Source organism: Streptomyces glomeratus, from assembly GCF_021462825.1.
GTDB lineage: Bacteria > Actinomycetota > Actinomycetes > Streptomycetales > Streptomycetaceae > Streptomyces > Streptomyces glomeratus.
Genome location: NZ_JAKEEB010000009.1, coordinates 99,439 through 123,765, shown reverse-complemented (window position 1 = coordinate 123,765; position 24,327 = coordinate 99,439). Strand labels below are relative to the sequence as shown.

Below are 24,327 nucleotides of genomic sequence, written 5' to 3'. Positions count from 1 at the left end.
TCGCACGACGTCGCGCGGGCCGCCACCGCCGGCCCCGGCAGCGTGCCGATGTCAGGAGGACTCCGTGGAGATGCCCTTCATCACCGAGTGCGCGGTGGAGTCGTGCTCGTACAACGTCGGTGCCGCATGTCATGCGCTGGCCATCACCGTGGGTGATCCTCCGCACGCCCAGTGCGACACATTCTTCGTCACCGCCTTCAAGGGCGGCGATCCGGCTGCCGCAGGACAGGTCGGAGCGTGCAAGATGACCGATTGCCGGCACAACTCGCGACTCGAGTGCCAAGCGGCCGGCATCGCTGTCGGCCCGGGGCGGCAAGGCGCCGACTGCCTGACCTACAGCCCACGCTGAGGAGGCTGGGGATGCAGGTCTCCGAGGCGATGAGCACTCCCGCGGCTGCCGTCCCCCTGCGGACCTCTCTGGGAGAAGCGGCCCGGCAGATGGGCGAATACGGAGTCGGTTCCGTACTCGTCGTCGAGGGCGGAACACTGCGCGGCATCGTCACCGACCGCGACCTGGCGGTGCGGGGGCTCGGCCGTGGCCTGGACAGCGGAACCCCGGTCGAGGCGGTGATGTCGCCGCGGGTCATCACCGTGGGCATGGCCGACGACGTCGACGTGGCGTATCGGATCCTCCGCCGGTGCGGTGTGCGCCGCCTGCCCGTCGTCGACGGGCAAAGGGTCGTGGGCATGCTGACGGTGGACGACCTGTTGCTGGACGTTTTCCAACGACTGGCCGATCTGCTCGGCCCGGTCGCCTGGAGCATCCTCGAAGAGCCTCCTGGGCCGCCGTCGACGGACAGCCCTTCCTATGGCACGTGAACCGACCCGAGCAGGCGGCCCAAAGGACTCCGGTGCCTGGATTGCGACACCGACAGGGTGCCCGACGTGGGGGATCGCAACGGCCGGCAGTCCGGTGACGGCATCCGCAGGTGCGGCGGTCATCGGGATCGGCAACGAGTACCGGCGGGACGCCGCTGTCGGGCACGCAGTGTCCGACACCGGACGCCCCGCTGCGCTGAGCGACCGCCGGACGCCTCAGCACCACCCACGGGCTCGGTCTCGTCGAGACGGTGCACCCCGCCCGGATGCTGGGGCGCTGCCCCGGGCGTCTTGTCATATACGCGGTCGAAGGAGCCGATCGATCCCTGGGAGCGGGGCTGACGGCCGCCGTCGCCTGGGCGGTGCCGCCGCTGGCGGAGGTCATCGAGGCGGAGACGTTGTGCACCGGCCGAGGCCGCACGCCATGGGAGGGCCGCCGACTGACGCGGCAACGTTCAGCCGCCACACCGAGGCTCGGCGATCCAGGGAGCGATCGAGGAGGATCTGCGCGTGCTCGTCCAGTCCGCCCTGACCCGGGGACGGACGTCCGACGCCGAGCTCGCCCGCCTGTGCGAACGCGCCATCCGCAACCACGACCCGTGCATCTCATGCTCGGCCCACTTCCTGGACCTGGACATCGAGCGCGTTTCGGGCCGTTCACCAGGCCCGGACGGCCGTGAAACCACGGTGCAACCGCCGTGAAGCCAGCCACCGGCACGCTCTGCGCATGACCTCACACACCGCCGCCGGCCCCGCTTCCACAGGCTCCTGCCCCGTCCACCTGACGCCCGGGCTCGTCGAGGACCCCGTCGGCGCCTACGCGGACTTCCGCAGTCGCGAGGAGCTCCCCGAAGTGGTGCTGCCGGGCCTGACGACCCCCGTGCGGCTCGTCACCCGCTACGCCGATGTCAAGGCCGCCCTGACCGAACCCCGGCTCGTCCGGGACCGGTCCAGGGTCCCCGGCGGAGCCGACGGCGCCGACCCGCAGGCGGAACTGGTCGAGGCCGCGCTCGGCGGCTTCCCGGCCGAGTACGTCAGGTATGTCTCCGGTCATCTGGCACTGCTGGACGGCCCGGAGCACGCCCGGTTGCGCACTCCGCTGACCCGGGCGTTCACCGCCCGGCGCATCGCGGCCCTGCAATCCTTCGTGGAACGGACGGCCGAGGATCTGCTGCGCGGGCTCGCGGAGCGGGGCGAGGCGGATCTGCTGGGCGAGTTCGCCTATCCGCTGGCCACGGTCGTCGTCTGCGAACTCGTCGGCGTGGACGAGCCCGACCGGGACCGGGTGTGCGCGTGGATCCACGACTTCGCGTACGGCGACGGCAGCCGCACGGTGGACGGGCTCGTCGGCATCGTGGAGTACACCAAGGAGCTGATCGCCCGACGGCGGGCCGAACCCACCGAGGACCTCGTCTCCGCGTTGATCGGGGCGGGCCGGGACGGCGGGGAGCCGCTGACCGAGGACGAGCTGGTGTCGGTGGTCTTCCTGCTGATCAGCACCGGGATCACGCCGCCCGCCCTGTTCCTCGCCCATGCGGTTCTCGCCCTCTTCGACCACCCGGAGCAACTGGCCGCGCTCCGCTCCGATCCCGCACTGCTGGAGCGCGCGGTTCCCGAACTGCTGCGCCACGTCAGCCTCGTACGCATCGGCGCCTCGCTGTACGCGACCGAGGACTTCGAGTTCGCGGGGACCGCCCTGAGGAAGGGGGAGACGGTGACCGTGGCGCTGCTCGCCGCCGACCACGACCCGCGAGAGTACGGCCGGGCACCCGAGCGCCTCGACGTCTCCCGGAAGTTCGGCCGCGGCGAGGACCATCTCGCCTTCGGTCACGGTGCCCACTACTGCCTGGGCGCCGCCCTGGGCCGTCTCGTCACCTCGGTCGTGCTCGACCGGGTGCTGATCCGCCGCCCGGACACCGCCCTCGCGGTGCGGCGGGACGATCTGGAGTTCGGGCACTGGCCGGGCGACGGGTTCCACCTGCTGCGGCTGCCGGTGCGGTTCTGAGGGCCGGGGCGTTGTCCGTCGAACGCGGCACGTACGTCCCCTCGCCGGGGCTCCGTCCGGCACACTCGGCCGCATGGAGACTGCCGAGTTCATAAAGGCCCTGGACCGGGAGGGGCGGCTGCTGGCCGCCGCCGCGGAGGAGACGGGTACGGGGGCGGAGGTGCCGACCTGCCCGAAGTGGCGGGTGCGGGATCTGCTGCGGCACACCGGGATGGTGCACCGCTGGGCGGCGGCGTTCGTCGCCGAGGGGCACACCGCGTACCACCCCGACGGCGGGCTGCCGGATCTCGACGGCGCGGCGCTCGTCACCTGGTTCCGCGAGGGGCACCGCCATCTCGTCGGCACCCTGTCCTCCGCCCCGCCGGACGTGCGGTGCTGGCACTTCCTGCCGGCGCCCTCGCCCCTTGCCTTCTGGGCCCGGCGGCAGGCGCACGAGACGGCCGTGCATCGCTTCGACGCGGAGTCGGCGCGCGGCGGGACGCCCACCGCGGTCGGCACGGACTTCGCGCTCGACGGCATCGACGAGCTGCTGCTCGGCTTCCACGCCCGCGACAGGAGCAGGGTCCGCAGCGAGGTGCCCCGGGTGCTGCGGGTGCGGGCGACGGATGCGGACGACGCCGTGTGGAGCGTACGCCTGTCGGCCGGGCCGCCCGTGGCCGAGCGGGAGGGCACGGGGAACGCGGACTGTGAAGTGGCCGGGCCCGCGGGCCGGTTGTATCTGGCGTTGTGGAACCGGCTGCCCTTTCCGGACGTGACGGGTGACGCCTCGGTCGCCGCCCTGTGGCGCGAGAGGTCCGCCGTCACCTGGAGCTGAGCGCAGGGCTCAGTCCGTCAGCATCCTCGTCAGCACGGCGCGGTGCACCGGCAGCGCTTCCCGGTGCACGGCGCGCCCCTTGGCCGTGAGAGCCACGCGTACGCCACGCCGGTCCTCCGCACACATGGCCCGCTCGACCAGCCCGTCCTTCTCCAGGCGGGCGACGAGCCGCGACAGAGCGCTCTGGCTCAGATGGACCCGCTCGGAGATCTCCTGGACGCGGTAGGCGTACGTGCCGTCCGGAACCGAGTCCTCGGACAGCAGGTCGAGCACCTCGAAGTCGCTGGCACACAGGCCATGAGCGTGCAGTGCGCGGTCGAGTTCGCACTGGGTGCGTGCGTGCAGCGCCAGGATGGCGCGCCATCGGTTCACGAGCGCCCGCTCGGCCTTGCTCACAGCCGCCATGGCCGCACCGTAGCAAAGAACCCGCTTTGTTGCACCCGAATTAAATGCGCTTGCATTGAATGCATACGCATGCAAGTCTCTGGGGCATGACCTCTCCGCTCACCACCCCCGCGTCCGAGGGACGCTGGACTCCCCGGCTGTGGGGCACCCTGCTGGTGCTCTGCGCCGCGATGTTCCTGGACGCACTGGACGTGTCGATGGTCGGCGTCGCCCTGCCGTCCATCGGTTCCGATCTCCATCTGACGACGTCGACCCTGCAATGGGTCGTCAGCGGCTACATCCTGGGATACGGCGGACTGCTCCTGCTCGGCGGACGCACCGCGGACCTGCTCGGCAGGCGCCAGGTGTTCCTGGTCGCCCTGGCCGTCTTCGCGGTGGCCTCTCTGCTGGGCGGGCTCGTCGACTCGGGGCCGCTGCTCATCGCCAGCCGCTTCGTCAAGGGCCTGAGCGCCGCGTTCACGGCACCGGCCGGCCTGTCCATCATCACCACCACCTTCGCCGAGGGCCCACTGCGCAACCGGGCCTTGTCGATCTACACCACCTGCGCGGCCACCGGCTTCTCCATGGGCCTGGTGCTCTCCGGTCTGCTCACCGAGGCCAGCTGGCGCCTGACCATGCTGCTGCCCGCGCCGATCGCACTGATCGCCCTGCTCGCGGGCCTGAAGCTGCTGCCCCGCAGCGAACGGGAGAAGGACCACAACGGCTACGACATCCCCGGCGCCGTCCTCGGCACCGCGTCGATGCTGCTGCTCGTCTTCACCGTGGTCCAGGCACCACAGGCCGGCTGGGCGTCCGCCCGTACGCCGCTGTCCTTCCTCGCCGTCGCCGTTCTCCTGACGGTCTTCGTCGCCGTCGAGCGGCGCTCGGCCGGCCCGCTGATCCGGCTGGGCGTGCTGCGCTCGGGCACCCAGATCCGCGCACAACTCGGCGCGATGGCCTTCTTCGGGTCCTACGTCGGCTTCCAGTTCCTGGTCACGCTGTACATGCAGTCGCTGCTCGGCTGGTCGGCGCTGCACACGGCGCTCGCCTTCCTGCCCGCCGGGGCGCTGGTGGCCGTCTCCTCGACGAAGGTGGGCGCGATCGTCGACCGCTTCGGGACCCCGCGGCTGATCGCGGTGGGCTTCGGACTCATGGTCGTCGGCTATGCGCTGTTCCTGCGCGTCAGCCTGCACCCCGGCTACGCGGCCGCCATCCTGCCGAGCATGCTGCTGATCGGCGCGGCCTGCGCACTGGTCTTCCCGTCGCTCAACATCCAGGCCACCAGTGGCGTCGAGGACCACGAGCAGGGCATGGTCTCCGGTCTGCTCAACACCTCGGTCCAGGTGGGCGGCGCCATCTTCCTGGCCGTGGTGACGGCGGTGGTGACCGCCGACGCGCCCGCGCACCCCTCGCCCCAGGCCGTGCTCGACAGCTACCGGCCCGGTCTGATCGTGGTCACCGGCATCGCCCTCGTGGGCCTGCTCATCACCCTCCCGGGACTGACCGCGCGCCGGTCGCAAAGGTCCCTGGTGGTGGCCGGGTCCCTTCCGCAGGAGGTGGACGCGGAGCCCGTGGCGGCCCGCGACTAGGGGGAAACCTCCCCGTGTGCGCCCGGCACGGCTTTCTTGCCCCGCCGGGCGCACGCCTGTCTGACTCGACGCATGGAGAACCACGGGGGACGTTCACCTGCCGCCCGGCCACGGCGCACCCAGGCCGAGCGGGATGCGATCACGGTCGAGATCGGCTACGCGCTGTGCAGTGCCGCGCTCGCGGCGGCCCTGCTGTTCGGGGCCGTGGCGGGACCGGTGTTCGCGTTCGGCCTGGCGGGCGGTGCACGGCGCACGCTCTTCGCCTCCGGTGCCGTCGCGGCCGCCGTGCTCTTCGTCGCCCGGGTCGTCAGCGTGCTGGTGCGCTTTGGGCGAGGCGCCGGGAGTCAGCCCAGCCAACCCGGTCGCACCAGCCCCGACTCGTAGGCAAGCACCACCAGTTGAGCCCGGTCACGGGCACCCAGCTTGACCATGGTGCGGCTGACGTGGGTCTTCGCCGTGAGCGGGCTGACGACCAGCCGGCGGGCGATCTCGTCGTTGGACAGGCCCATCCCGACCAGGGCCATCACCTCCCGTTCCCGCTCCGTGAGGGCGGACAGTGAGGTGGCGGCCGCGGGCTGTCTGGAACGGGCGGCGAACTCGGAGATCAGCCGCCTCGTCACACCCGGCGAGAGCAGAGCATCGCCCTCGACCACGGCCCGTACGGCGCGCAGCAGTTCGTCCGGCTCGGTGTCCTTGACGAGGAAGCCGGACGCCCCGGAGCGGATCGCCTCGAAGACGTACTCGTCGAGTTCGAAGGTGGTGAGCATGACCACCTTCACCGCCTCCAGGTCCGGGTCCCCGGTGATCTTGCGGGTCGCCACGAGCCCGTCGACCAGCGGCATGCGAACGTCCATCAGTACGACGTCGGGCCGCAGCTCGCGCACCCTGCGCACCGCCTCCTCGCCGTCGGCCGCCTCCCCCGCCACCTCGATGTCCGGCTGGGCGTCCAGCAGCGCCTTGAACCCCGCCCTGACCAACGACTGGTCGTCGGCGAGCAGTACACGGATCATCGGTCCTCCCGGCGCTCGACGGTCCCCCCGGAGGACGCCCTCAGGGGCAGCACGGCGAGCACCCGGAACCCTCCGTCGGCACGTGCGCCCGCCTCGATCGTGCCGCCGAGCGCGGCAGCCCGCTCCCGCATCCCGGCCAGCCCGTTGCCGCCGCCGCCCGCGTCGGCGCCGGTCGCGGGCCCGTCGTCGTCGATGCGGAGTCGGAGCGCCCCCGCCCCGGTGCCGACGTGCACGCGCGCCTGCCGCGATCCCGAGTGCCGTACCACGTTGGTGAGCGCCTCCTGGACGATACGGAAGGCGGCGAGATCGGTGCCCGGGGCGAGCCGGGGCGCCGCGCCCTCGACGGTGACCGCCAGCCCGGCGCTCGCGGCCTGCTCGACCAGTTCGGGCAGCCTCCCCAGCCCGGGCGCGGGCGCGCGGGGCGCGTCACCGGACGTGCGCAGGGTGTCGAGCACCTGGCGCACCCCCCCCCCGAGCGCCTCCTTGCTGGCAGCCTTGATCGTGGTGAGCGCCGTGCGCGCCTGCTCCGGGTCGGAGTCCAGCAGCGCGAGGCCCACTCCCGCCTGGACGTTGATCACGGAGATGCTGTGCGCGAGGACGTCGTGGAGTTCGCGGGCGATGCGCAACCGCTCCTCGTCGGCGCGCCGCCGCGCGGCCTGCGCCCGTTCGGCCCGCTCGCGCGCCCACTGCTCGCGCCGGACGCGCACCAGTTCGGCGACCGCCACGAACGCCACCACCCAGGTGGCGATGACCGGCTCCTGTACCCAGGAGGCGGCCGCGTCCCCGGGCGGCGGCAGCCACCGGTACAGCCAGTGCGACACGAGGACATGCCCGGCCCAGAACATCCCGACGGCCGTCCACGCCGCCACGCGACGCCCGGCGACGAGGGCGCCGAAACAGCCGACGGCGACGGTGAGGAAGACCGGGCCGTACGGGTATCCGGCGCCCAGATACACGGTCGCGGCGGCGGCCGTCACGAACGCGACGGGCACCGGACGCCGCTGCCGCCACAGCAGTGCCCCCGCGGCCACGAGCAGCAGCACATGGGCGAAGACATCGAGGTGTGCGCGTTCGCCCTGGCGGTCCTGGGCCGCGAGATGGGTACCGACGACCACCAGTACGGTGAGCAGCAGGGTGGAGCGCCAGGGCAGACGGGAGCCGCGGGCCTCGTCGTCCCGGCGGCTCCCCCACGGCGGTCCAGCTCTCCACGGCGATCCCGCTCTCCCGGGCGGTCCGGGCGACCACGGCAGTCCGGGCCGACGCCGCGGGCCTGCTGCGCTCTGCTCCTCCATGACGTTCACGCTAGACGCAGCCGACGGCGGGAGACGTCCGCCGGGAGAGGTGATCACGTGTACTCCCCGGGGAGTACCGCCCGGCGGCTCCGGGAGGCGGCTGCTACGGGAAGACCAGGCCCACACCGTGAGCCAGCCGGGCCGCCGCGTGCCGGAAGAACTCCTCCCGGTCCTCCACGACCCGGTTGAACTGCCCGAACACCTCGAATCCGACCAGCCCGAACAGCTGCGCCCAGGCGGCGACCCCGGCCGTCACCACCTCGGGCGGCAGATCGGGGGCCAGGTCGTCGGTCATGCGGCGGGCTTCGGGCTCGAGTTCGGCGGGCAGCGGGGTGCGGGCCACGCCGCGCTGCCGGTGGGCGTCGCGCACGATGCCGAACAGCAGCACACCCACGCGGCTGGCGGCCGGGATGGTCGTCTCGGGCGCGGAGTACCCGGGCACGGGCGAGCCGTAGATCAGCGCGTACTCGTGCGGATGCGCGAGCGCCCACCCGCGTACGGCCTCGCACACGGCGACCCAGCGCTGCGCGGGGGCCATGTCGCCGGCCCTCGCGTCCGCGGCCTCGGCCGCTTCCCCGAGGGCGTCGTAGGCGTCGATGATGAGCGCGGTGAGCAGGTCGTCGCGGCTGGGGAAGTAGCGGTAGAGCGCGGACGAGACCATGCCCAGTTCACGGGCGACGGCGCGCAGGGAGAGCCTGGGCGCACCCTCCGCGGCGAGCTGTCTGCGGGCCTCGTCCTTGATGGCGGCGGTGACCTCGGTCCTGGCGCGGGCGCGGGCTCCTCGGGGGGTGCTCATGTCGGCAGTCTGCCACGATTCCGGAGCAGTGCACACAACCGAGAGCACCGCACTGATCAGTGAGCACTGCTCTTGCAATGGATCACCGATCTCCCCCAGACTGTCGTTCAGCGAGAGCAGCGCTCACAGTTTTCCGCCCCTGGAGGATGGTCATGTCCACGCACGTCCGCAAGCCCGGCTGGTTCACCGTCAACGTCTTCAACCGCGCCGTGGCCTGGGTGACCCGCCGCGGCATCAGCGTCTGGGGCTCCCGGGTTCTGGCGGTCCGCGGCCGCAAGAGCGGCGAGTGGCGCACCACCCCCGTGAACCTGCTGACCGTGGACGGACAGCAGTACCTGGTGGCGCCCCGGGGCCATGTGCAGTGGACCCGCAACATGCGCGCGGCCGGGGGCGGCGAACTGCGTCTCGGTAAGAACGTGGACGTGTTCACGGCCACCGAGGTCGCCGACGACGACAAGGTCCCGCTGCTGCGCGCCTACCTCAGGCGCTGGAAGGCGGAGGTCGGGGTGTTCTTCAACGGTGTCGGCCCCGACTCCCCGGACGAGGAGCTGCGCCGGATCGCCCCCGACCACCCGGTCTTCCACCTCACACTCGGGAACTGACCTCGCCCTCCACGGGCTCCCGGTCCAGCGCGGTCAGGGCGCGCTGGGCGATCGGGCGGGTGCGGACCATCTCCGCCAGGGAGGAGGACCCCTGGGTGATGTCCTTGAACGCCTTCCACGCGGGGCGGAAGCCGGTCAGTGCCGCGTGGATGAGACCGGGGCGCCGCTCGAACACCGCCAGCAGCCGCTTGCCGACACTCATCTCGACACCCAGGCCGGCCTTGATCGCGAACGCGTAGTTCAGGGCCTGGCGCCGCGTGTCCACGGCATCGTGCGCCTCGGCGATCCGGACCGCCCACTCCCCGGCGAGCCGCCCCGACCGCAGCGCGAAAGAGATGCCCTCACGCGTCCACGGCTCCAGCAGCCCCGCCGCGTCCCCGCACACCAGCACCCGCCCCCGCGACAGCGGCGAGTCGTCGGCACGGCAGCGGGTCAAGTGCCCCGAGGAGATGCTCGGTTCGAAGCCGGCGAGCCCGAGCCGGGCGATGAAGTCCTCCAAGTACCGCTTGGTGGCCGCGCCCTCACCGCGCCGGGAGATCACACCGACCGTCAGCGCGTCACCCTTCGGGAACACCCAGCCGTAGCTTCCGGGCATCGGACCCCAGTCGATGAGCACCCGCCCCTTCCAGTCCTCGGCGACGGTCTCCGGTACCGGGATCTCCGCCTCCAGGCCCAGGTCCACCTGGCCGAGCTTCACCCCGACATGGGCCCCTATCCGGCTGGCGCTTCCGTCCGCGCCCACCACGGCATGTGCCAGCAGCGTCTCGCCGCCCTGCAGCACGACGGCGACCGTGCGCCGGTCGGGCACCGCGGAGCCGTGCTGCTCGACCCGGGAAACCGTCACGCCCGTCCGCAGTTCCGCGCCGGCCTTCTGCGCGTGCTCGACGAGTTGCCGGTCGAACTCGGGACGGTTGATCAGCCCGAACAGCATCTGCTTGGAGCGGCGGGTGCGGGTGAAGCGGCCGTTGTTGGAGAAGGTGACCGCGTGCACCCGGTCACGCAGCGGCAGCTCGAAGCCGGGCGGCAGGGCGTCGCGCGAGGGGCCGATGATGCCGCCGCCGCAGGTCTTGTAACGGGGCAGCTCCGCCTTCTCCACCAGCAGCACGCTGCGTCCGGCGACGGCCGCCGCGTAGGCGGCCGAGGCTCCCGCGGGCCCTGCGCCCACCACGACGACGTCCCACACCCGCTGCACGCCGTCCGCCGAAGAGTTCTCGCTGCTCACGATGGTCTACTGCTCCCGATCAAGCCGACTGCCGCACCTGTCCCCCGCATCCTACGGCGGACGTCGTCGCAGGCCACTGTGGGAGGATCGGCGGCGTACGTGCACGGCACACCGGTACACGCGGACCCCCGCGTGATCATCCGTACACAGAACCACACACCTACACAGCAGTACCCGTCGGTGCCACGTCGCACCTCAAGGAGCGTTCCCATGTCGTCGAATCCGGTCGCCGAGACCATCGCCTCGCTGATGCCCAGGGCGAAGGACGAGCTCACCGAACTGGTGGCCTTCAAGTCGGTGGCGGACTTCGGCCAGTTCCCGAAGAGCGAGAGCGAGGGCGCCGCGAGCTGGATCGCCCAGGCACTGCTCGCCGAGGACTTCCAGGACGTGGCGCTGCTGGACACCCCGGACGGCACACAGTCGGTGTACGGGTATCTGCCGGGCCCCGAGGGAGCGAAGACGGTCCTCCTCTACGCCCACTACGACGTGCAGCCGCCGCTCGACGAGGCCGGCTGGACCACACCGCCCTTCGAGCTGACCGAGCGCGACGGCCGGTGGTACGGGCGTGGCGCCGCCGACTGCAAGGGCGGCGTCATCATGCACCTGCTGGCGCTGCGCGCACTGCGGGCGAACGGCGGCGTGCCCGTCCATGTGAAGGTGATCGTGGAAGGCTCCGAGGAGCAGGGCACGGGCGGTCTGGAGCGGTACGCCGAGGAACACCCCGAGCTGCTGTCGGCCGACGCCATCGTCATCGGCGACGCGGGCAACTTCAGGGTCGGCCTGCCGACCGTCACCACCACCCTGCGCGGCATGACCCTGGTCCGCGTCCGCATCGACGCGCTGGAAGGCAATCTGCACTCCGGCCAGTTCGGCGGCGCGGCCCCGGACGCGCTCGCCGCGCTGATCCGCGTCCTGGACTCGCTGCGCTCGGAGGACGGCTCGACGACCGTCGACGGGCTCATGGGCGACTCCGGCTGGGAGGGCCTGCGGTACGACGAGGAGCAGTTCCGCAAGGACGCCAAGGTGATCGACGGTGTGGAGCTGATCGGCTCCGGTCCGGTCGCCGACCGCCTCTGGGGCCGCCCCGCCGTGACCGTCCTCGGCATCGACTGCCCGCCGGTCGTGGGTGCGACCCCGTCCGTGCAGGCCAGTGCCCGCGCGCTGATCAGCCTGCGGGTGCCCCCGGGCGTGGAGGCGGCCGAGGCGACGAAGCTGCTCCAGGCCCACCTGGAGACCCACACACCGTGGGGCGCCCGGGTACAGACGGAGCAGATCGGACAGGGGCAGGCATTCCGGGCGGACCCCTCCGGGGCGGCGTACTCCGCGATGGCCGAGGCGATGGCGGTCGCGTACCCGGGCCAGGAGATGCAGTACGCGGGGCAGGGCGGTTCCATCCCGCTGTGCAGCACCCTGGCGTCGCTCTATCCGCAGGCCGAGATCCTCCTCATCGGTCTGAGCGAGCCGGAGGCACAGATCCACGCGCTGGACGAGAGCGTGTGCCCGCAGGAACTCGAGCGCCTGTCGGTCGCCGAGGCCCTGTTCCTGCGCAATTACGCGGCGAGCTGATCGGCTCCGCCCAAGGCAGAGGGCCCTCGAATTCACCGAGGGGCCGGGGGCCCTCTTTACGGTCGTCCCCATGGACGTCATCGAGCTCCTGCCGCGTCTGCATCTGCTGCGCTTCGCGGTAGGTCAGGCCTATCTCCGGTGCGACGACGGCGGGGTTGATGCTCATCGACTCCGGTCCGAAGGGCTGCGGTGCGGCGATCGTCGAGGCGATCACGGCTCTGGGGCAGGACCCTTCGCAGGTGCGGCGGATCGTGTTGACCCATTTCCACGAGGACCACGCGGGCGGGGCGGATGAGATCGCCGCACGCAGCGGCGCGGACGTGTTCGCTCACCACAGCTGCGCGCCGATCGTCCGCGGCCGGAAACCCGGCCCGGCGCCGGTCTTCGAGGACTGGGAGCGTCCGCTTCACGCGGCGGCCGCCGCGCTCCTGCCCCAGGGCGACCCCCTCCGTCCGGACCGCGTCCGCGATGTGTCGGACGGCGACGTCCTCGGCTTCGGCGGCGGGGCCCGGGTCGTCCACGTCCCCGGCCACACCCACGGCAGCATCGCGCTGCATCTCGCGCATCAGGGTCCGCTGTTCACGGGCGACGCGGTCGCGGTGTCGCCCGTCGACGGCGGCGTACTGCTCGGAGTGTTCAACCTCGACCGGGACCGGGCCGTGCGCTCGTTGCACCGTCTCGCGGCGCTCGATGTGGAGGTGGCCTGTTTCGGGCACGGTGACCCGGTCCTGGGACGGGCCGGGGACGCGCTGTGCAAAGCGGCGGACAGGTACGACGCCCCGCGCCGAGGACACGGGACGGCTCGTCAGCCGACCGGGACACCCGCCTCCAGGTACAGCGCCGCGCCTCGTTCCCGGGCCCGCAGTGCCCAGCGGAGGCGTTCGTAACGCACAGGTGGAAGGAGATCGGCCGCTTCCGCCTCCGTGACGAACCGCCAGGCACGCAGCTCCGGCCCGGGCAGCAGCACGCGCTGGGCTTCGGCGCCGTCGAGACGGCCGCCGTCGAAGAGGAGGCGCAGTCCGCCGTAACCGGGGGGCACGGGGCACTCCCAGTCGACGACCAGGAGGCGGGGAACCTCCTCGAGCGTGATCCCGGTCTCCTCGGCGACCTCACGGATGCCGGCGCGGGCAGGGGCCTCGCCGGGCTCGACGACCCCGCCTGGGAACTCCCAGCCGGCCTTGTAGGTGGGGTCGACGAGCAGCACGCGGTCCTGTTCGTCGAAGAGGAGCACACCGGCGGCGAGGGTCTCGGAGGTGGGCTCGGGGGTCTGCACGATGTCGCTGACGGGCGCGTCGCCGGTGCGCACGGCCTCGGAGATCCGCAGGGCGCTCTCGTACGGGGTCAGTGTGCTGGTGTCGACAAGGTGGGCGTCGGCGGCGAGCCAGGCGGCGAGGGCGGCGCGGTAGGGCTCGATGTGGTCGTAGGACCACTGGCGGATCCGCATCTCGCCGTCGGGCAGCTCCGGTGGCACCTCCCGGTCGGCTATCCGTTCGCGCAGGATCGTTTCCGCCGGGGCGAGCAGCACATGACACACGGAGATGCGCCTGGCGGCGAGACCGCCGAAGATCTCGTCGCGGTACTCCTGGCGCAGCAGGGTCATCGGAACCACGAGGACACCGCCGAGTTCGGCGAGCATGGCCGCCGCGGTGTCGATCACGAGCCGTCTCCAGATCGGAAGGTCCTGGTAGTCGCCGACCTCGGCGAGGCGTTTGGGCGGCAGCAGATGCGTGAGCGCTGCGCCGATGACCTCCGGATCGAAGAGCGTGCTGTTCGGGATCAGCTCGATCACTTCCCGTGCGGTGGTGGTCTTCCCCGCACCGAACGCGCCGTTGATCCAGACGATCATTCATACTCCAGGACGGAAAGGCCGCCGAACGGCGGCGGTCATCTGACAAGAGATCATCTGGGAGAGGCGTGGGAAATGGCGCCGCCCACAGTCCCGCCCCCACTACTTCCTTCTCCCACACGCCCTGCAGATACTCCACGATCCGCCCCTCCATGGCGACCGTCACTTCCCTGTGGACACCCCCACGGCCGGCGGCACGCTCCTCTGCGCCGCCCCGAATCGGGTACCCATGGTTACGGTCGACGTGGGTGCCCAACAGCGGCTTACCGGCCATCGGGACGAAGGGCCCGAGGCCCTAAGGGGAGGCGAGGAGCGCCTCATGCACCTCAAGTGGCGACGGCGGTATCAGGCGGGTTCTCCACGGGTCGTACTCCGGTGCCGCGAGAACGCCTTGACGGCGCGGTGAACGACAGCGACCGGGGCGCAGGGCACGCCGCACGGCCCAAACGGGACGCCCTGCGCAACAAGGACGACGGATCGGCCTCTTCGTCGATTTCCCGGTCACCAGGCACGGTCTCACCGCCGTGCTGCACTCCGGCGAGGCCGGTTTCGAGACGCTGGACGCCTGCTTCCCCGACCGGCTCGTGCCCGTGTGTGCCCAGCTGATCGCAGCCGCAGCCGTCGATCCGCGCCCGGGCCGCATGCCGCGGCGCCGGCGCCCCTGTCGACAGGGGCGCCGGCGCCGCGTCTTCGGCTCCCCCTCAGCCGTTCTGGCCCAGGACGCCGTCGTCCGTGGCGAGGCCGTCCTGGTCGATCGTGTGGTCGACCGTGCTCAGGGTGTCCTTGACGTTCAGATCGCCGACCGTGTCGCGGTCGGCCGCGTGGGAGGGGGTGACGGCCGCCACGACGAAGCCGGTGGCAAGCGAGGCGAGGGCGAGCATGCTGCGCTTCTTCATGACCGGTTCAACTGCTTCCACCGGCCGCAGGTCACGCCCCCTCGACCGGTCAGTACCCCGGAGCCCAGTCCAGCAGCTCCGGCCAACCGCCCAAGGAACCCTCCGCCCTCCCGTGGAGGTAGTTGCTGCCCCTCATGCTCTCCCGCAGCGAGGCGGGCGTGCTCTCCTCACGGAACAGCGCGTCGAGCCAGGCCGGTTTGGGCTTGAGCTGGGCCGCGGCCGACACCACGGGTGCGCAGAAGGCCGGTTCGCACAGCATGTGCCGTATCCAGCGTTCCTGGTCGACGGGTGCCAGCCGGGTGCACAGGTCCCCCAGGAAGACCGCCCAGGGCCGGGCGATGTCGCGCTTCCACTTCACGTTCTCGGGCTGCACCCGGTGCATGGCCTCCACGATCGTCGCCGTCAGGCGGGCCGCCTCCACGGGGTCCTCGGAGACGAGGCGCTCCATGAGGAACCCCAGGGACCGGAAGATCTCACTCACCGTCCCACTGCCGAGATTCGACCGCACGTCGTACCCGGCGCGCTCGGCCAGGCAGAGCGCGAAGGCGACGATGCCTTCGGCGCGGTGGAGTGCTCCGAGATGGGCGTGCGCCTGGGTCAGCAGCATGCGGGCCTTCGACTCATGGCTGATGACCTGCTCGGTCGCCCGGGACGGCGGCTGGGACCGTGCCGCCCGGCCCGCCTTGAGCAGCGGTCTGAGGGCGCGCAGCAGCACCGCGGGAGCGTTCGTGTCCCAGACGCGGGCCGGGACGGTCACCGTGGCCAGCTCCAGGAGGGCGTTGCGCAGATCCTGGGCCGCCGCGGCCTCCCAGGCCCGTACGATCTCGTCGGTCGTCGGGTGGTCGTCGAAGCCGAGTTCCAGGTGGACCTTCCAGAGGATGAAGCCGTGCCGGCGGATGTCCGGTGTGCGGTCGGCGACAAGACGGTGCCGGTACTCGATCAGTGCCTGACGATGCGAGGGCGAGAGCCATTCCCGGACCGGAGGGGCCTCGTCGGCGTCGGACCGCACGGCCTTCGCCATGTCCCCCAGCGTCTGGTGGAGCACCTCCGGGCATGCCGCGGTCCGCGCGTAGACGATCAGGCGGTCGATCAGTTCGGGGTGGTGGGGCACCGCGTACTGCAGCCGGCCGACCATGTTCTCCAGCGCGGCGCGCCCTTGCCTCGTGCCGCGCAGCGTGTCCTGGACCTCCCGGTCGCCGACGAGGGCGGTGAGGGCGGTGCGTGCCTCGGCGTGTCCGGCGGTGGCGGCGGAGATGAGGAACGAGCTCAGGCCCGTGTTGCTGAGCCACAACGACCGCTCCGGGTCGGCCGGCCCGGGGCGCGCCTCGGGCAGCAGCGTCAGGAGGGTCTTTGCGGGCAACCGCGCCTCCTGCAGGGCGTTGCGCCACAGCCACCTCTCGTCCTTGCCGCCCAGCGGCGCGTTCTCCTCGCACGGCAGCGCCCGCAGTGCCTGCGCGCAGCGTCGGCGCGCCTCGAGGGTGAGGGGGCCTTCGGTCTCCGGCGCGGCCTCCGTGTCATCGACGGTGGTGCGCGGGTCCTGCCGGAAACGCTCCGCCCGCCCGATGAGCGACTCCGTCAGGACGCCGTAGCACACGGCCAGTTGGTGCGCCGGGTCGCGGGTGGACAGGACCACGTCCAGGTAGTCGGCCGGATCGACGGCGAGTCCGCTCAGTACGGCGGCCGTGTGCATACGCAGCGTCGTCCTCAGCGCCAGGACGTTCGTGCGGCGCCGGCGCCCGTCCACCGCCGTCCGGTGCCCGTCGATCCCCAGCCATCTGCGCAGTTCCGGGAAGACCTCCTCGGCCCTCGGGGCGCTGTTGAGGAAGAGACTGCCGAATGCCCGCTCGAAGGGCACGGTGTCCTGTTTGTCCGGATGGAGGTGTTCGAGTCCCTCCATGAAGGTCTTGACGGATATCCGGACGAGCCGTGGCGGAAGGGGCCAGCGGGCCATCCGCACCAGCAGGTCGGTCAGCAGGGCGAGCCTGCCGGTGCCCACGGCCGTCCGCCAGAATGCGGCGGCCAGAACGACGGCGCGTTCCTGGTTGGCCGGCACTACGGCGTCGAGCAGCCGAAAGGCGGCCTTTTCGTTGTGGTGAAGCTCGTTGGCGGGCAACGAGTGCAGCCACTCGAAGCAGCCTTGGCTCCGGGTGAACGCCTCGACGGCCACGGCGTCCTGGGTCGCGAGCCGCACCAGCGCCTCGATCACGCCCTTCCTGACGCGTTTCCTGTCCCGCTCCCCCGCCCACAGCAGGGCCAGGTCGTCCAGTGGCCGGCGGAGGTCCGGGTGGGTCACGGACGGCAGCAGCCGCAGGAACCGGTCGATCAGCGGGGTGTCGGCGCGCTTCAGCGCGCCCGGCACGTTCTCGCGCACCAGCGGGCCGGGTTCCTTGAGCTTGGCGTACACCCGCAGCCCCATGCCCAGCAGAGCGGGATCGTCGGCGGCGAGCCAGTCGGCGAGTGCCGCGTCGGCCCGGTCCTTGGAGAAGGTCTCGCCACCCGCTTCGGGAAGCCGTCCGGCCATCAGCAGGACCTCGCCGGCCACCTCGCCGAAGTAGAGGTCCGCCGGGTCGCGGGCGACCCTCCTCATCAGATCGTCGACGGCCGAGCTGCCACAGGCGAGCACGCCCCGGGCCGCCGCGTGCTCGAAGAAGGTCTGGTGGAAGAACCAGAGGTACCCGGTCTGCTCCCGGATGGAGAGCACCCCCCGGGAGCGCAGCGCCTCCACGGCCGACGGGACGTCGGGGCCGTCCGGTACGGCGGATCCCCGAGTGCGGGCCAGCTGGGCCTCGATCCCGTCCTCCAGCACGGCCCGCCGGACATCGAGCCGGCTCGAGGCGAGGATCAGTCGCGCGGCGGCCCTGGCGTGCGCGGACAGGTCGGCCGAGGGGAGGGCGGTCGAGGTCCGCCAGGCCCGCTGGTCGCTGACCACCCGGCGCTTCCAGAACCGGTCGTACAGGTGAGGCGTGTCCACGTCCTCTTCGGGCACGGCGGGCGCGTACAGCTCGAACAGGAGGCGCAGGGCGAAGGGGTTGGCGCACACCTCCCGCAGCGCGCGGCCCAGCGAGGCGGCGTTCGTGACCCGGTCGACGACCTCTTCGGTCGACGCGGCCCCGTCCAGTCCGTCGTAGAAGCCGCGGGCGTAGCTGCGGACGGCCTCGGGCCACTCGCCGGCGTCGTAGGACGCGAGGACCCTGGTCCTGACGTCCACTCCCGCCCGAGCCGCGGCGGTGGTCAGGCGCTGGGCCTCCACGGGGCGGCAGGTCAGGAGCGTGGGCAGGGCCAGACGGTCGGCGGTGCGCACCAGGTCGGCGACGAGGGCGCAGGCGTCGTCACTGTGCATGAGCAGGTCTACGGTGTCGACCAGGAGAACCGTCCCCGGTTCCCGTCGGGCCGCCTGCTCGACGGCGCGCAGGACCACCTCGGGCGCCAGAACACCCCTGCGCCGGGCGGAGGAGCCGCCGTGCCGTGTCTCGTAGAGTCCGGACAGCAGGCTGCTGGCCCGGATGAACAAGGGACGCTGTCCCTGTTCGGCGAAGCGGCGGTGGATGCTCCAGACGAGGCTCGTCTTGCCATAGCCCGCCTCGCCCACCACCGCCGTACATCCTGGGCTCTCCAGGGCCGCGATGACGTCCTTCTCGATGGTGCGCTGTACATACAGCCCATGGGAGAGCAGCAGGTCGTGGCCCAGGGGATGCACGCCGACGATCTCGGCCTCGGCGGCAGCGGCCTGCGAGCTGTGCCATAACTCCGCCAGCTCCGGTGGGTCGCCGCCCTGTCGGCCGCCCGGCGACGTGTCGCGCGGCGGCAGCACCGGCCGGGGTCCGAGCTCGGGCTCGAGCTCATACGGCTGCTCGAGCAGATAGCGCAGGAGTTTCTCGGCGCCCCCGCGGGCGAGAGGATCGACCAGGAAGGGCGGTACGGCCGCGGCCAGGAGGTAGGCGGGCAGCTCGTCCGGCGAACGTCCCGGCAGCACGACGGTGAGGACGCGGCGGTGCCATGTGCGGGGGTGCCGGTACACATAGTTCTCGAGCAGGCCCGTCTCCCAGGCGACCCCTCGGCCGACCCCCGGTGCCTCGGTGCCTTCGGCCCGTCGTTTATAGGCAGGGGAGGCGATCACCAGGACGAAGTCCGCCTCCTCGGCCTCCTTCAGCATCCAGCTGGGCCAGTTCTGGCGCTGTTCGGCGGCCACGCGATCCAGCTGCGCGTCCACATGGTTCTTCCGCAGCAGGACGTACAGTTCCCGCACCTGCTCGGCGTGGGCCCCGCCGTCGTCCTCGTGCGCGTAGGAGATGAACACCCTTGGCGCGTCGGATGGTTCGGTACGCGTCATGAGCAGGCACCCTACCGCTCACGACCCCCTTCCCGTGCCCCGCCGAGCGCCGGGTCCCGGCGTCGACACGACCCTCAAGCCCGGTCGCGCCCATGGGGCAGGAGGCTCTGGACCCGCCCCGCGGCATCCTCTTCCCGAGCGCCTTCCAGCAGGAGGCAGAGCCCCTGCCCGGCTCGTACCATGCGGGGGCCGAGCGGCAGTCCGGAGGATTCGGCCCGGTGACATCCCTGGACGACGTACTCGGCCGCCGCCTCGTCCTGGTTCAGGAGCATCATCAGGCGCGCACGGGCCCACAGCAGTTCCGCGTGCGCCAGTGCGTCGGCAGGGTCCTCGCTCGAGGCCATCTGCTCGCAGAGGCGAATCACCTCCCCGAGTCTGGCCCCCGCTTGGCGGACGAGGCGTACGAGATGCCGCCTGAGGTCGGGGGATTCATAGCTGGTGAAGACCTCCAGACCCCACGTGGCCGCATCGCGCAAGCCCTTGAGGAAAGAGGAATCCAAGGCAACGCGTACTTCCGCGGAGGCATCGCCCAACCTGAAGACGAACTCGCCCAGGACCGATTCCGTGCTGCCCAGCGCATGCGTGGGCGATGCGAATTGGATGACGCGACCTTTGACTTTGATGGGACGCTCGTCACCGGAGCGATACAGAGAACCCTCCACCATGGGGAAGAGTATCCCGACGTCGAGATCGTAGTGCCGCGGCACGGGCTGCCACCGCAGAAGGGCGAATTCCAACGTGTAGGACCGGCGCTCCTGAGGACGGAACACGGCGTCCAGTTCGTCCATCAGAGATGCCGGATCAGCCACCACGCTCCCAGAGCCACGGCCAGGGCCACGGCCAATGCCCCCAGCGCCGACAGAACTCGGCGTTTCGTTCCAGCCTGGGCGATGCTGTCCCGGCGCGGCGCCGGGACGCGGGCTTTTCCCAGCTGTTCGACCACCTCCAGCTCACCCTCGTGGAGGAGGGCGGCCACCTCGCCGGACAACGACGACGCCGCGCGACGCGCGCCGTCGGCGGTGAGCAGAGCGTGCGTGGTGAAGGCGTATCCGGTCTGCTCCTCGGCCAGAAGGCGCCGGGCGCGTGCCATGAAGGCCTCGCTCGCCGTCGCGTCGTGGACGCTGCCCGCCCACGACCCGGGAATGTCCTTCCCCGCCTTGTCCTCTTCCGACCCCTCGGCGGCTTGTCTGAGCGTGGCGAGCAACCGGTGTTCGACGTCGTCGTGCGCACCCGTCATGAGCGCGTCCACGAGATCCCCGGGAAAGGCTCCGTCCAGGGCGTCACCCAGGCGGGTCCGTTCACCGTCGTCCAGTCCGCACCGCACCATCCACAAGGCGAGTCCGTGCTCGCGGTGCGCATCCTCCACCACCACCGTGTGCCGGATCCGTGTGCCGAGCACGTCGGTGCGCCGCGACGGGATGCCGCTGATGAGCAGATTCGCGCCGCCTGCCTCATTCCGGTGGACGATGACCTCCTCGCTTTCCAGGAGGACCCAAGGGGTGAGCGCATCCCACCACGGCTCGGCCGGGGCCTCACCGAGAAAGGCGTAGTCATGTTTCCGCATGGTGCCGCGGGTCATCAGATAGGCGCGCATCGGGCCGCTCACCACTCCTCCACTCGCTCGTCGGCGGGCCGCTGGGCCATGCGTTTCAGTACCGCTGTCAGCTCTTCCTGGTGCCGCGCGGCATCGGCCATGATCTGTTGGCTGGACAGGCGGGTGCTCCTGTTGGCCAGCGCCTCCCCGAAGAGGTAGTAGTCCAACGCCCCCCAGAACCCTTTGGTCTCGAGCTTGCGCCCCAGCGCCAGTTCGTAGACGCCCCTGGCCGCGTCCGCTCGCCGCTGCTCCGCGGCGTCCTGGCCGGAGACCACGCATCGGCACAGCTCCCGCATGACGGTTGCGGCGGCCTTGGGCCGTACTTCGGGCGGAATCTCCCGGAATCGGTAGTGCCCGCGAAAGTCCAGGGTCCGGTCACCGTCGTCGTCCACCTCGACCCACTCCGCCTCCATGAGGTCCACGCAGCCGTAGGTGTCGATGGGCGAGTAGACCACCCGTACGCTGCGATCCTTCGCTTCCTCCTGGACCGCACCGACGATCGTCTTGTACTTTTCCCGGACGAGTTGCCGCAGTCTTCCCGCTTCTCGCCCTTTGCCACCGTTGTCATCGAAGTACTTTTCGCATTTCAGCGGCGCGAGAAGGAGTACGGCCGGCTCATCACGGTGCTCGGGCCGGTTGCGGGCGCGTGCCCATTTCCGGGCCGAGGCCTCGACGTCCTCGAGGCCGAGCAGGTCCGCCACCGCCCGGCGCTGCGCCGGAGTGACCGCTTCCATCAGCACGGCGGCGTCTACGGGCACCAGCAGCATCAGGCTCTCGGTGATGTGCCTCTCGCACTCGGCCCAGCTCTCCTTGGCCTGGGGGACTTGCGCCCGCTTGGCGGGGTCGAGCCAACCGCCCGGGTAGTCGAGGATGCTGAACGGGATGCCCGGCCTGCTGTCCCCGAATGCCTGAAGGCTCACTTGATACAGGGCCTTCCCCTGGCTGCCCCTCAGGGACGCCGCGTCGAACTCGCGCGATTCGATGGCTCGCCGGAGTTCCTTGCGGTTCTGGCGGACCCGCACCTCGGTTGTCTCGTCCAGGACGAGGCTGATTCCGCTACCGGCCAGCATGGATTCCGTCTCGGCAAGGACGGCGGTCAGCAAGGTCGTCTTCCCGACTCTGGACGGGCCCACCATGGACGCCTTGAACGACAGCGTCATCGTCGGCTCCCCTCTGCCGCGGGGTGCCGCGGATCCACGTCATCGATCAGGCGGCGCAGTTCCGCCACCAGGCCGCGCACACGGCGCACTTGAACCGTCACCGCTTGAGCCCCTGCGCCGTCGGAGGGCCACATGCGGTCCTGGAACTGCCCCACGAGACGTCTGAACTCCACCTCGGACTGCTCCGAGCGCACGAAGGAGTCCTCGAACTGCTCGCCGTACGCGAACAGCGCCTGGGCCGCGGTCGCCGGCTCACGGGCGAGGACCGCTTGAGCGTCGTAGGCGGCCTGCCGGGCCAGTTGAGTGATCCTCTCCAGCAGGAGTTCGGCGCCCTCGGCGGTGCGGGGCACCGCGAGCAAGGTGGTCGGACCGTCCGCGCCCGCCGGATCGTCCGGTTCGGGGAGGAGTACGCCGAGGGCACGGCGCAGATGGGGCAGCACCCGAGTGTGGTAGTCGAGCCGTACGTCCAGCGCGGAGTCGAGCGTCCCGGCCAGCACAGGGCAGGGGTCGTACGCGTCGTGCAAGACGCGGGCGAGGGCCTGCAGGTATCCCTGGGGCCGGACGACGTCCGCGTCGTGGGAGGCGTCACGGACGAGGAGCGCCAGCTTGGAGCCCAGTGCGTCGACCAGGCCCGCCCAGTAGTCCTCCCGACGTTGCGTCAGCACGTCGTCCACCGCGGCGAAGCGGCGCGCCATCTCCACCCGCACCCGGTTGAGCTCCGTGGATGCGAAGGGCAGCGACGCCCGGTCCACACGCAGGCGGTTCAGCGCCCGTTCCCGCCACGCCTCGGCGCCTTCGCCGAAGCCGTCGAGCGCCCAGGAGCGGACGTCGTCGTGCACCTCCGCGACACGCTCGAGGAACTCGGTGTCGTCGAAGTCGTCCGCGGCACGAGCCTTGAGGGTGTCGACCCATGCCTGCAGCGAAGCCGCCACTTCCTCACGCAGCCGTTCGGCGCGGTTGATCGTCTGTTCCGCCGATGTGGGCACCGCCAGGGTCCGGAGTACGGCGGTCCAGGCAGCCAGTTCCGTCGCGATCGCGTCCGTGCGTTCACGGCACACCGCGATCGCGTCCGCGATCACCGCCTCGTCCATGCGCGGCAGAGCGGTCGCCAGGTGCTCCAGAACCGGTCGCAGCACCCGGTCCCGGACCACGTCGCGGTCGGCGCCGTCCTCGAGCACCACCCAGTAACCGCGGTGCTCCTCGTTCCCGTTGAGCCGTTGCGTCAGGTCGTCCTCAAGGGCGCGGATGTTCTCGGGAAGACACATCCCCGTGTTGACCAGGATCATGGTGAAGTCGCGTACGTCCGCGACGGTGCAGACGCTCGCGATGAGCTGGAGGGCGCGGGCGTCCTCCTCCGCCCACATGGCATTGGTGTCGGTCGGCCGCTTGACGACGATGACGAAGTCGACGTCGTTGCGCAGGCCGTCGAGATGGTGTGCCTCGGCCTCGGGGACCAGTTCGCCGAGACCGGGCATGTCCACCAGACCCAGCGCTGTCACTTCGTCGATCGGGAAGGCACAGGTGATCGCCGCGTCCCGTACGGCAAGGTACGGCCGCTTCACCGGCGGCGCCGCACCACCCTCCGGATAGGCCACCCACTCCCTGATGTCCGAGAGGTCCACCGTCCGGACCTCGCCGGTCAGACAGTGCCGGTAGGTGCCGAGCGCCTCCTGTGCCTCACGGACGCGGGCCAGCATCGGGGCCAGCCGGGGCTGGTCCGCCTTGCCCGCTGCGTCAGCGGGCGGCGGATAGTCATAGAGCGCGAAGGCCGACAGGTCACCCGGCGCGGGGTCCAGGCCCAGTTCGGCGTGGTAGGGAGCGATCACCTCCCTGAGGAACGACCTCTCGGTGTGCATGGTCAGCAGTGCGCCGCGGTCGGTGGCCGAGTGGTAGATCCGGCTGCGCACGGCGGTGACCGGCTGGCCGCGGCCACTGGGAATCTGCTGGTCGTCGAGCCCGGACAGCGACTGCAGCACCGTGCTCTTGCCGTTGCGGGCACGGCCGCTCACACCGATGTTGACGGTGTTGCGGCCGACCCTGCTGCGCACCCCGGCCAGTACGTCCAGGCAGTCCTGCACCGCTCGCTCGATCGCCTCGGTGTCGAGCGAATCCAGGGCGGCGTGCGCCGGCCCCTGAGGACCGGCCGCGCCGGCACTCCTGGTCGCGTCACGCAGTTCCCTTGCCAGTTGCCGAATCCGGGTCCACCGCTCCATCTGCTCGTCGACCACGGGCAGATGCTCCCGCCGTCGACGCAGCACGGCATCGAGACTTTCCTTGATATCGCTCACGGACGAGCCGCCCCCCTTACGCAACCCGTGTACGCGCGTACGTCCCACAGGCGCACCGGCTCCATGCCCCCACAGCATGGCCGTGATCGCCGGATCGCCCCCGAGACGGCCACC

The 24,327-nt window shown here is 71.2% G+C and carries 20 protein-coding genes and 3 pseudogenes; 11 read left to right on the top strand and 12 right to left on the bottom strand.

What is annotated here, in order from left to right:
* Positions 1–70 precede the first annotated feature (70 nt).
* From LZ604_RS13425 to LZ604_RS13405, 5 genes and pseudogenes are all read left to right on the top strand, one after another.
* Positions 71–349 carry a DUF1540 domain-containing protein gene (locus LZ604_RS13425; protein WP_234515482.1) on the top strand — a complete coding sequence of 93 codons (279 nt, stop codon included), beginning with the start codon at positions 71–73 and terminating at the stop codon, positions 347–349.
* A gap of 11 nt (positions 350–360) precedes the next feature.
* Positions 361–819 carry a CBS domain-containing protein gene (locus LZ604_RS13420; protein ID WP_234515291.1) on the top strand — a complete coding sequence of 153 codons (459 nt, stop codon included), beginning with the start codon at positions 361–363 and terminating at the stop codon, positions 817–819.
* A gap of 483 nt (positions 820–1,302) precedes the next feature.
* Positions 1,303–1,521 (top strand): annotated as a pseudogene (locus LZ604_RS13415) (Ni/Fe hydrogenase subunit alpha); the annotation flags it as partial.
* Positions 1,522–1,546: 25 nt separating this feature from the next.
* Positions 1,547–2,824 (top strand): cytochrome P450, encoded by a 1,278-nt coding sequence (locus LZ604_RS13410; RefSeq protein WP_234515290.1) that lies wholly within the window; start codon positions 1,547–1,549, stop codon positions 2,822–2,824.
* Positions 2,825–2,897: 73 nt separating this feature from the next.
* Entirely contained in the window at positions 2,898–3,638 is a 741-nt protein-coding gene (locus LZ604_RS13405) for a maleylpyruvate isomerase family mycothiol-dependent enzyme (protein WP_234515289.1), read from the top strand.
* A gap of 9 nt (positions 3,639–3,647) precedes the next feature.
* Here LZ604_RS13405 and LZ604_RS13400 read toward each other — a convergent pair whose 3' ends face one another.
* A complete protein-coding gene (locus LZ604_RS13400; RefSeq protein WP_234515288.1) occupies positions 3,648–4,043 on the bottom strand; it encodes a MarR family winged helix-turn-helix transcriptional regulator in 396 nt (131 codons plus the stop codon).
* Positions 4,044–4,129: 86 nt separating this feature from the next.
* Between LZ604_RS13400 and LZ604_RS13395 the strand changes: the two genes are divergently transcribed.
* Positions 4,130–5,611 (top strand): MFS transporter, encoded by a 1,482-nt coding sequence (locus LZ604_RS13395; protein ID WP_234515287.1) that lies wholly within the window; start codon positions 4,130–4,132, stop codon positions 5,609–5,611.
* Between the two features lie 72 nt (positions 5,612–5,683).
* Positions 5,684–5,995, top strand: coding sequence for a DUF6332 family protein (locus tag LZ604_RS13390; RefSeq protein WP_234515286.1), 312 nt, complete (start codon positions 5,684–5,686; stop codon positions 5,993–5,995).
* Here LZ604_RS13390 and LZ604_RS13385 read toward each other — a convergent pair.
* From LZ604_RS13385 to LZ604_RS13375, 3 genes are all read right to left on the bottom strand, one after another.
* Positions 5,956–6,621, bottom strand: coding sequence for a response regulator transcription factor (locus LZ604_RS13385; RefSeq protein WP_234515285.1), 666 nt, complete (start codon positions 6,619–6,621; stop codon positions 5,956–5,958). The genes LZ604_RS13390 and LZ604_RS13385 overlap by 40 nt on opposite strands.
* Positions 6,618–7,913 (bottom strand): sensor histidine kinase, encoded by a 1,296-nt coding sequence (locus LZ604_RS13380; RefSeq protein ID WP_234515284.1) that lies wholly within the window; start codon positions 7,911–7,913, stop codon positions 6,618–6,620. Before LZ604_RS13380 ends, LZ604_RS13385 begins: the two co-directional genes overlap by 4 nt.
* A gap of 103 nt (positions 7,914–8,016) precedes the next feature.
* On the bottom strand, positions 8,017–8,709 hold the full coding sequence (locus LZ604_RS13375) for a TetR/AcrR family transcriptional regulator (protein ID WP_234515283.1): 693 nt from the start codon (positions 8,707–8,709) through the stop codon (positions 8,017–8,019).
* 152 nt (positions 8,710–8,861) lie between these two features.
* On the opposite strand from LZ604_RS13375, the gene LZ604_RS13370 reads away from it, so the two are divergent.
* Positions 8,862–9,311: a nitroreductase family deazaflavin-dependent oxidoreductase gene (locus LZ604_RS13370; protein ID WP_234515282.1), complete on the top strand. Its 450-nt coding sequence runs from the start codon at positions 8,862–8,864 to the stop codon at positions 9,309–9,311.
* On the opposite strand, the gene LZ604_RS13365 is transcribed toward LZ604_RS13370, so the two are convergent.
* Positions 9,295–10,533: a geranylgeranyl reductase family protein gene (locus tag LZ604_RS13365; protein ID WP_234515281.1), complete on the bottom strand. Its 1,239-nt coding sequence runs from the start codon at positions 10,531–10,533 to the stop codon at positions 9,295–9,297. The genes LZ604_RS13370 and LZ604_RS13365 overlap by 17 nt on opposite strands.
* 210 nt (positions 10,534–10,743) lie before the next feature.
* Between LZ604_RS13365 and LZ604_RS13360 the strand changes: the two genes are divergently transcribed.
* A complete protein-coding gene (locus LZ604_RS13360; RefSeq protein WP_234515280.1) occupies positions 10,744–12,099 on the top strand; it encodes a dipeptidase in 1,356 nt (451 codons plus the stop codon).
* Between the two features lie 70 nt (positions 12,100–12,169).
* Positions 12,170–12,986 (top strand): annotated as a pseudogene (locus tag LZ604_RS13355) (MBL fold metallo-hydrolase).
* Here LZ604_RS13355 and LZ604_RS13350 read toward each other — a convergent pair.
* Positions 12,905–13,945 (bottom strand): NUDIX hydrolase, encoded by a 1,041-nt coding sequence (locus LZ604_RS13350; RefSeq protein ID WP_234515279.1) that lies wholly within the window; start codon positions 13,943–13,945, stop codon positions 12,905–12,907. The pseudogene LZ604_RS13355 and the gene LZ604_RS13350 overlap by 82 nt on opposite strands.
* A gap of 473 nt (positions 13,946–14,418) precedes the next feature.
* On the opposite strand from LZ604_RS13350, the pseudogene LZ604_RS13345 reads away from it, so the two are divergent.
* Positions 14,419–14,565, top strand: a pseudogene (locus LZ604_RS13345) (TetR family transcriptional regulator); the annotation flags it as partial.
* Positions 14,566–14,646: 81 nt separating this feature from the next.
* On the opposite strand, the gene LZ604_RS13340 reads toward LZ604_RS13345, so the two are convergent.
* From LZ604_RS13340 to LZ604_RS13315, 6 genes are all read right to left on the bottom strand, one after another.
* Positions 14,647–14,841, bottom strand: coding sequence for a hypothetical protein (locus tag LZ604_RS13340; protein WP_234515278.1), 195 nt, complete (start codon positions 14,839–14,841; stop codon positions 14,647–14,649).
* 49 nt (positions 14,842–14,890) lie between these two features.
* Positions 14,891–19,171 (bottom strand): TIR domain-containing protein, encoded by a 4,281-nt coding sequence (locus LZ604_RS13335; protein ID WP_234515277.1) that lies wholly within the window; start codon positions 19,169–19,171, stop codon positions 14,891–14,893.
* A 74-nt stretch (positions 19,172–19,245) separates the two neighbouring features.
* Complete coding sequence (locus LZ604_RS13330; RefSeq protein ID WP_234515276.1) at positions 19,246–19,959, bottom strand: hypothetical protein; 714 nt, start codon at positions 19,957–19,959, stop codon at positions 19,246–19,248.
* Positions 19,959–20,777 carry a hypothetical protein gene (locus LZ604_RS13325; protein ID WP_234515275.1) on the bottom strand — a complete coding sequence of 273 codons (819 nt, stop codon included), beginning with the start codon at positions 20,775–20,777 and terminating at the stop codon, positions 19,959–19,961. Before LZ604_RS13325 ends, LZ604_RS13330 begins: the two co-directional genes overlap by 1 nt.
* Positions 20,774–21,925, bottom strand: a complete 1,152-nt coding sequence (locus LZ604_RS13320; RefSeq protein WP_234515274.1) for a hypothetical protein — start codon at positions 21,923–21,925, stop codon at positions 20,774–20,776. The genes LZ604_RS13325 and LZ604_RS13320 overlap by 4 nt, the downstream gene beginning before the upstream one ends.
* Positions 21,922–24,213: a hypothetical protein gene (locus tag LZ604_RS13315; protein WP_234515273.1), complete on the bottom strand. Its 2,292-nt coding sequence runs from the start codon at positions 24,211–24,213 to the stop codon at positions 21,922–21,924. The genes LZ604_RS13320 and LZ604_RS13315 overlap by 4 nt, the downstream gene beginning before the upstream one ends.
* Positions 24,214–24,327 lie beyond the last annotated feature (114 nt).

Excerpts from the sequence above, each read along its gene's own strand:
- LZ604_RS13425 (WP_234515482.1), top strand. The coding sequence starts at position 71 with ATGCCCTTCATCACCGAGTGCGCGGTGGAGTCGTGCTCGTACAACGTC.
- LZ604_RS13420 (WP_234515291.1), top strand. The coding sequence starts at position 361 with ATGCAGGTCTCCGAGGCGATGAGCACTCCCGCGGCTGCCGTCCCCCTG.
- LZ604_RS13410 (WP_234515290.1), top strand. The coding sequence starts at position 1,547 with ATGACCTCACACACCGCCGCCGGCCCCGCTTCCACAGGCTCCTGCCCC.
- LZ604_RS13405 (WP_234515289.1), top strand. The coding sequence starts at position 2,898 with ATGGAGACTGCCGAGTTCATAAAGGCCCTGGACCGGGAGGGGCGGCTG.
- LZ604_RS13400 (WP_234515288.1), bottom strand. The coding sequence starts at position 4,043 with ATGGCGGCTGTGAGCAAGGCCGAGCGGGCGCTCGTGAACCGATGGCGC.
- LZ604_RS13395 (WP_234515287.1), top strand. The coding sequence starts at position 4,130 with ATGACCTCTCCGCTCACCACCCCCGCGTCCGAGGGACGCTGGACTCCC.
- LZ604_RS13390 (WP_234515286.1), top strand. The coding sequence starts at position 5,684 with ATGGAGAACCACGGGGGACGTTCACCTGCCGCCCGGCCACGGCGCACC.
- LZ604_RS13385 (WP_234515285.1), bottom strand. The coding sequence starts at position 6,621 with ATGATCCGTGTACTGCTCGCCGACGACCAGTCGTTGGTCAGGGCGGGG.
- LZ604_RS13380 (WP_234515284.1), bottom strand. The coding sequence starts at position 7,913 with ATGGAGGAGCAGAGCGCAGCAGGCCCGCGGCGTCGGCCCGGACTGCCG.
- LZ604_RS13375 (WP_234515283.1), bottom strand. The coding sequence starts at position 8,709 with ATGAGCACCCCCCGAGGAGCCCGCGCCCGCGCCAGGACCGAGGTCACC.
- LZ604_RS13370 (WP_234515282.1), top strand. The coding sequence starts at position 8,862 with ATGTCCACGCACGTCCGCAAGCCCGGCTGGTTCACCGTCAACGTCTTC.
- LZ604_RS13360 (WP_234515280.1), top strand. The coding sequence starts at position 10,744 with ATGTCGTCGAATCCGGTCGCCGAGACCATCGCCTCGCTGATGCCCAGG.
- LZ604_RS13350 (WP_234515279.1), bottom strand. The coding sequence starts at position 13,945 with ATGATCGTCTGGATCAACGGCGCGTTCGGTGCGGGGAAGACCACCACC.
- LZ604_RS13340 (WP_234515278.1), bottom strand. The coding sequence starts at position 14,841 with ATGAAGAAGCGCAGCATGCTCGCCCTCGCCTCGCTTGCCACCGGCTTC.
- LZ604_RS13335 (WP_234515277.1), bottom strand. The coding sequence starts at position 19,171 with ATGACGCGTACCGAACCATCCGACGCGCCAAGGGTGTTCATCTCCTAC.
- LZ604_RS13330 (WP_234515276.1), bottom strand. The coding sequence starts at position 19,959 with ATGGACGAACTGGACGCCGTGTTCCGTCCTCAGGAGCGCCGGTCCTAC.
- LZ604_RS13320 (WP_234515274.1), bottom strand. The coding sequence starts at position 21,925 with ATGACGCTGTCGTTCAAGGCGTCCATGGTGGGCCCGTCCAGAGTCGGG.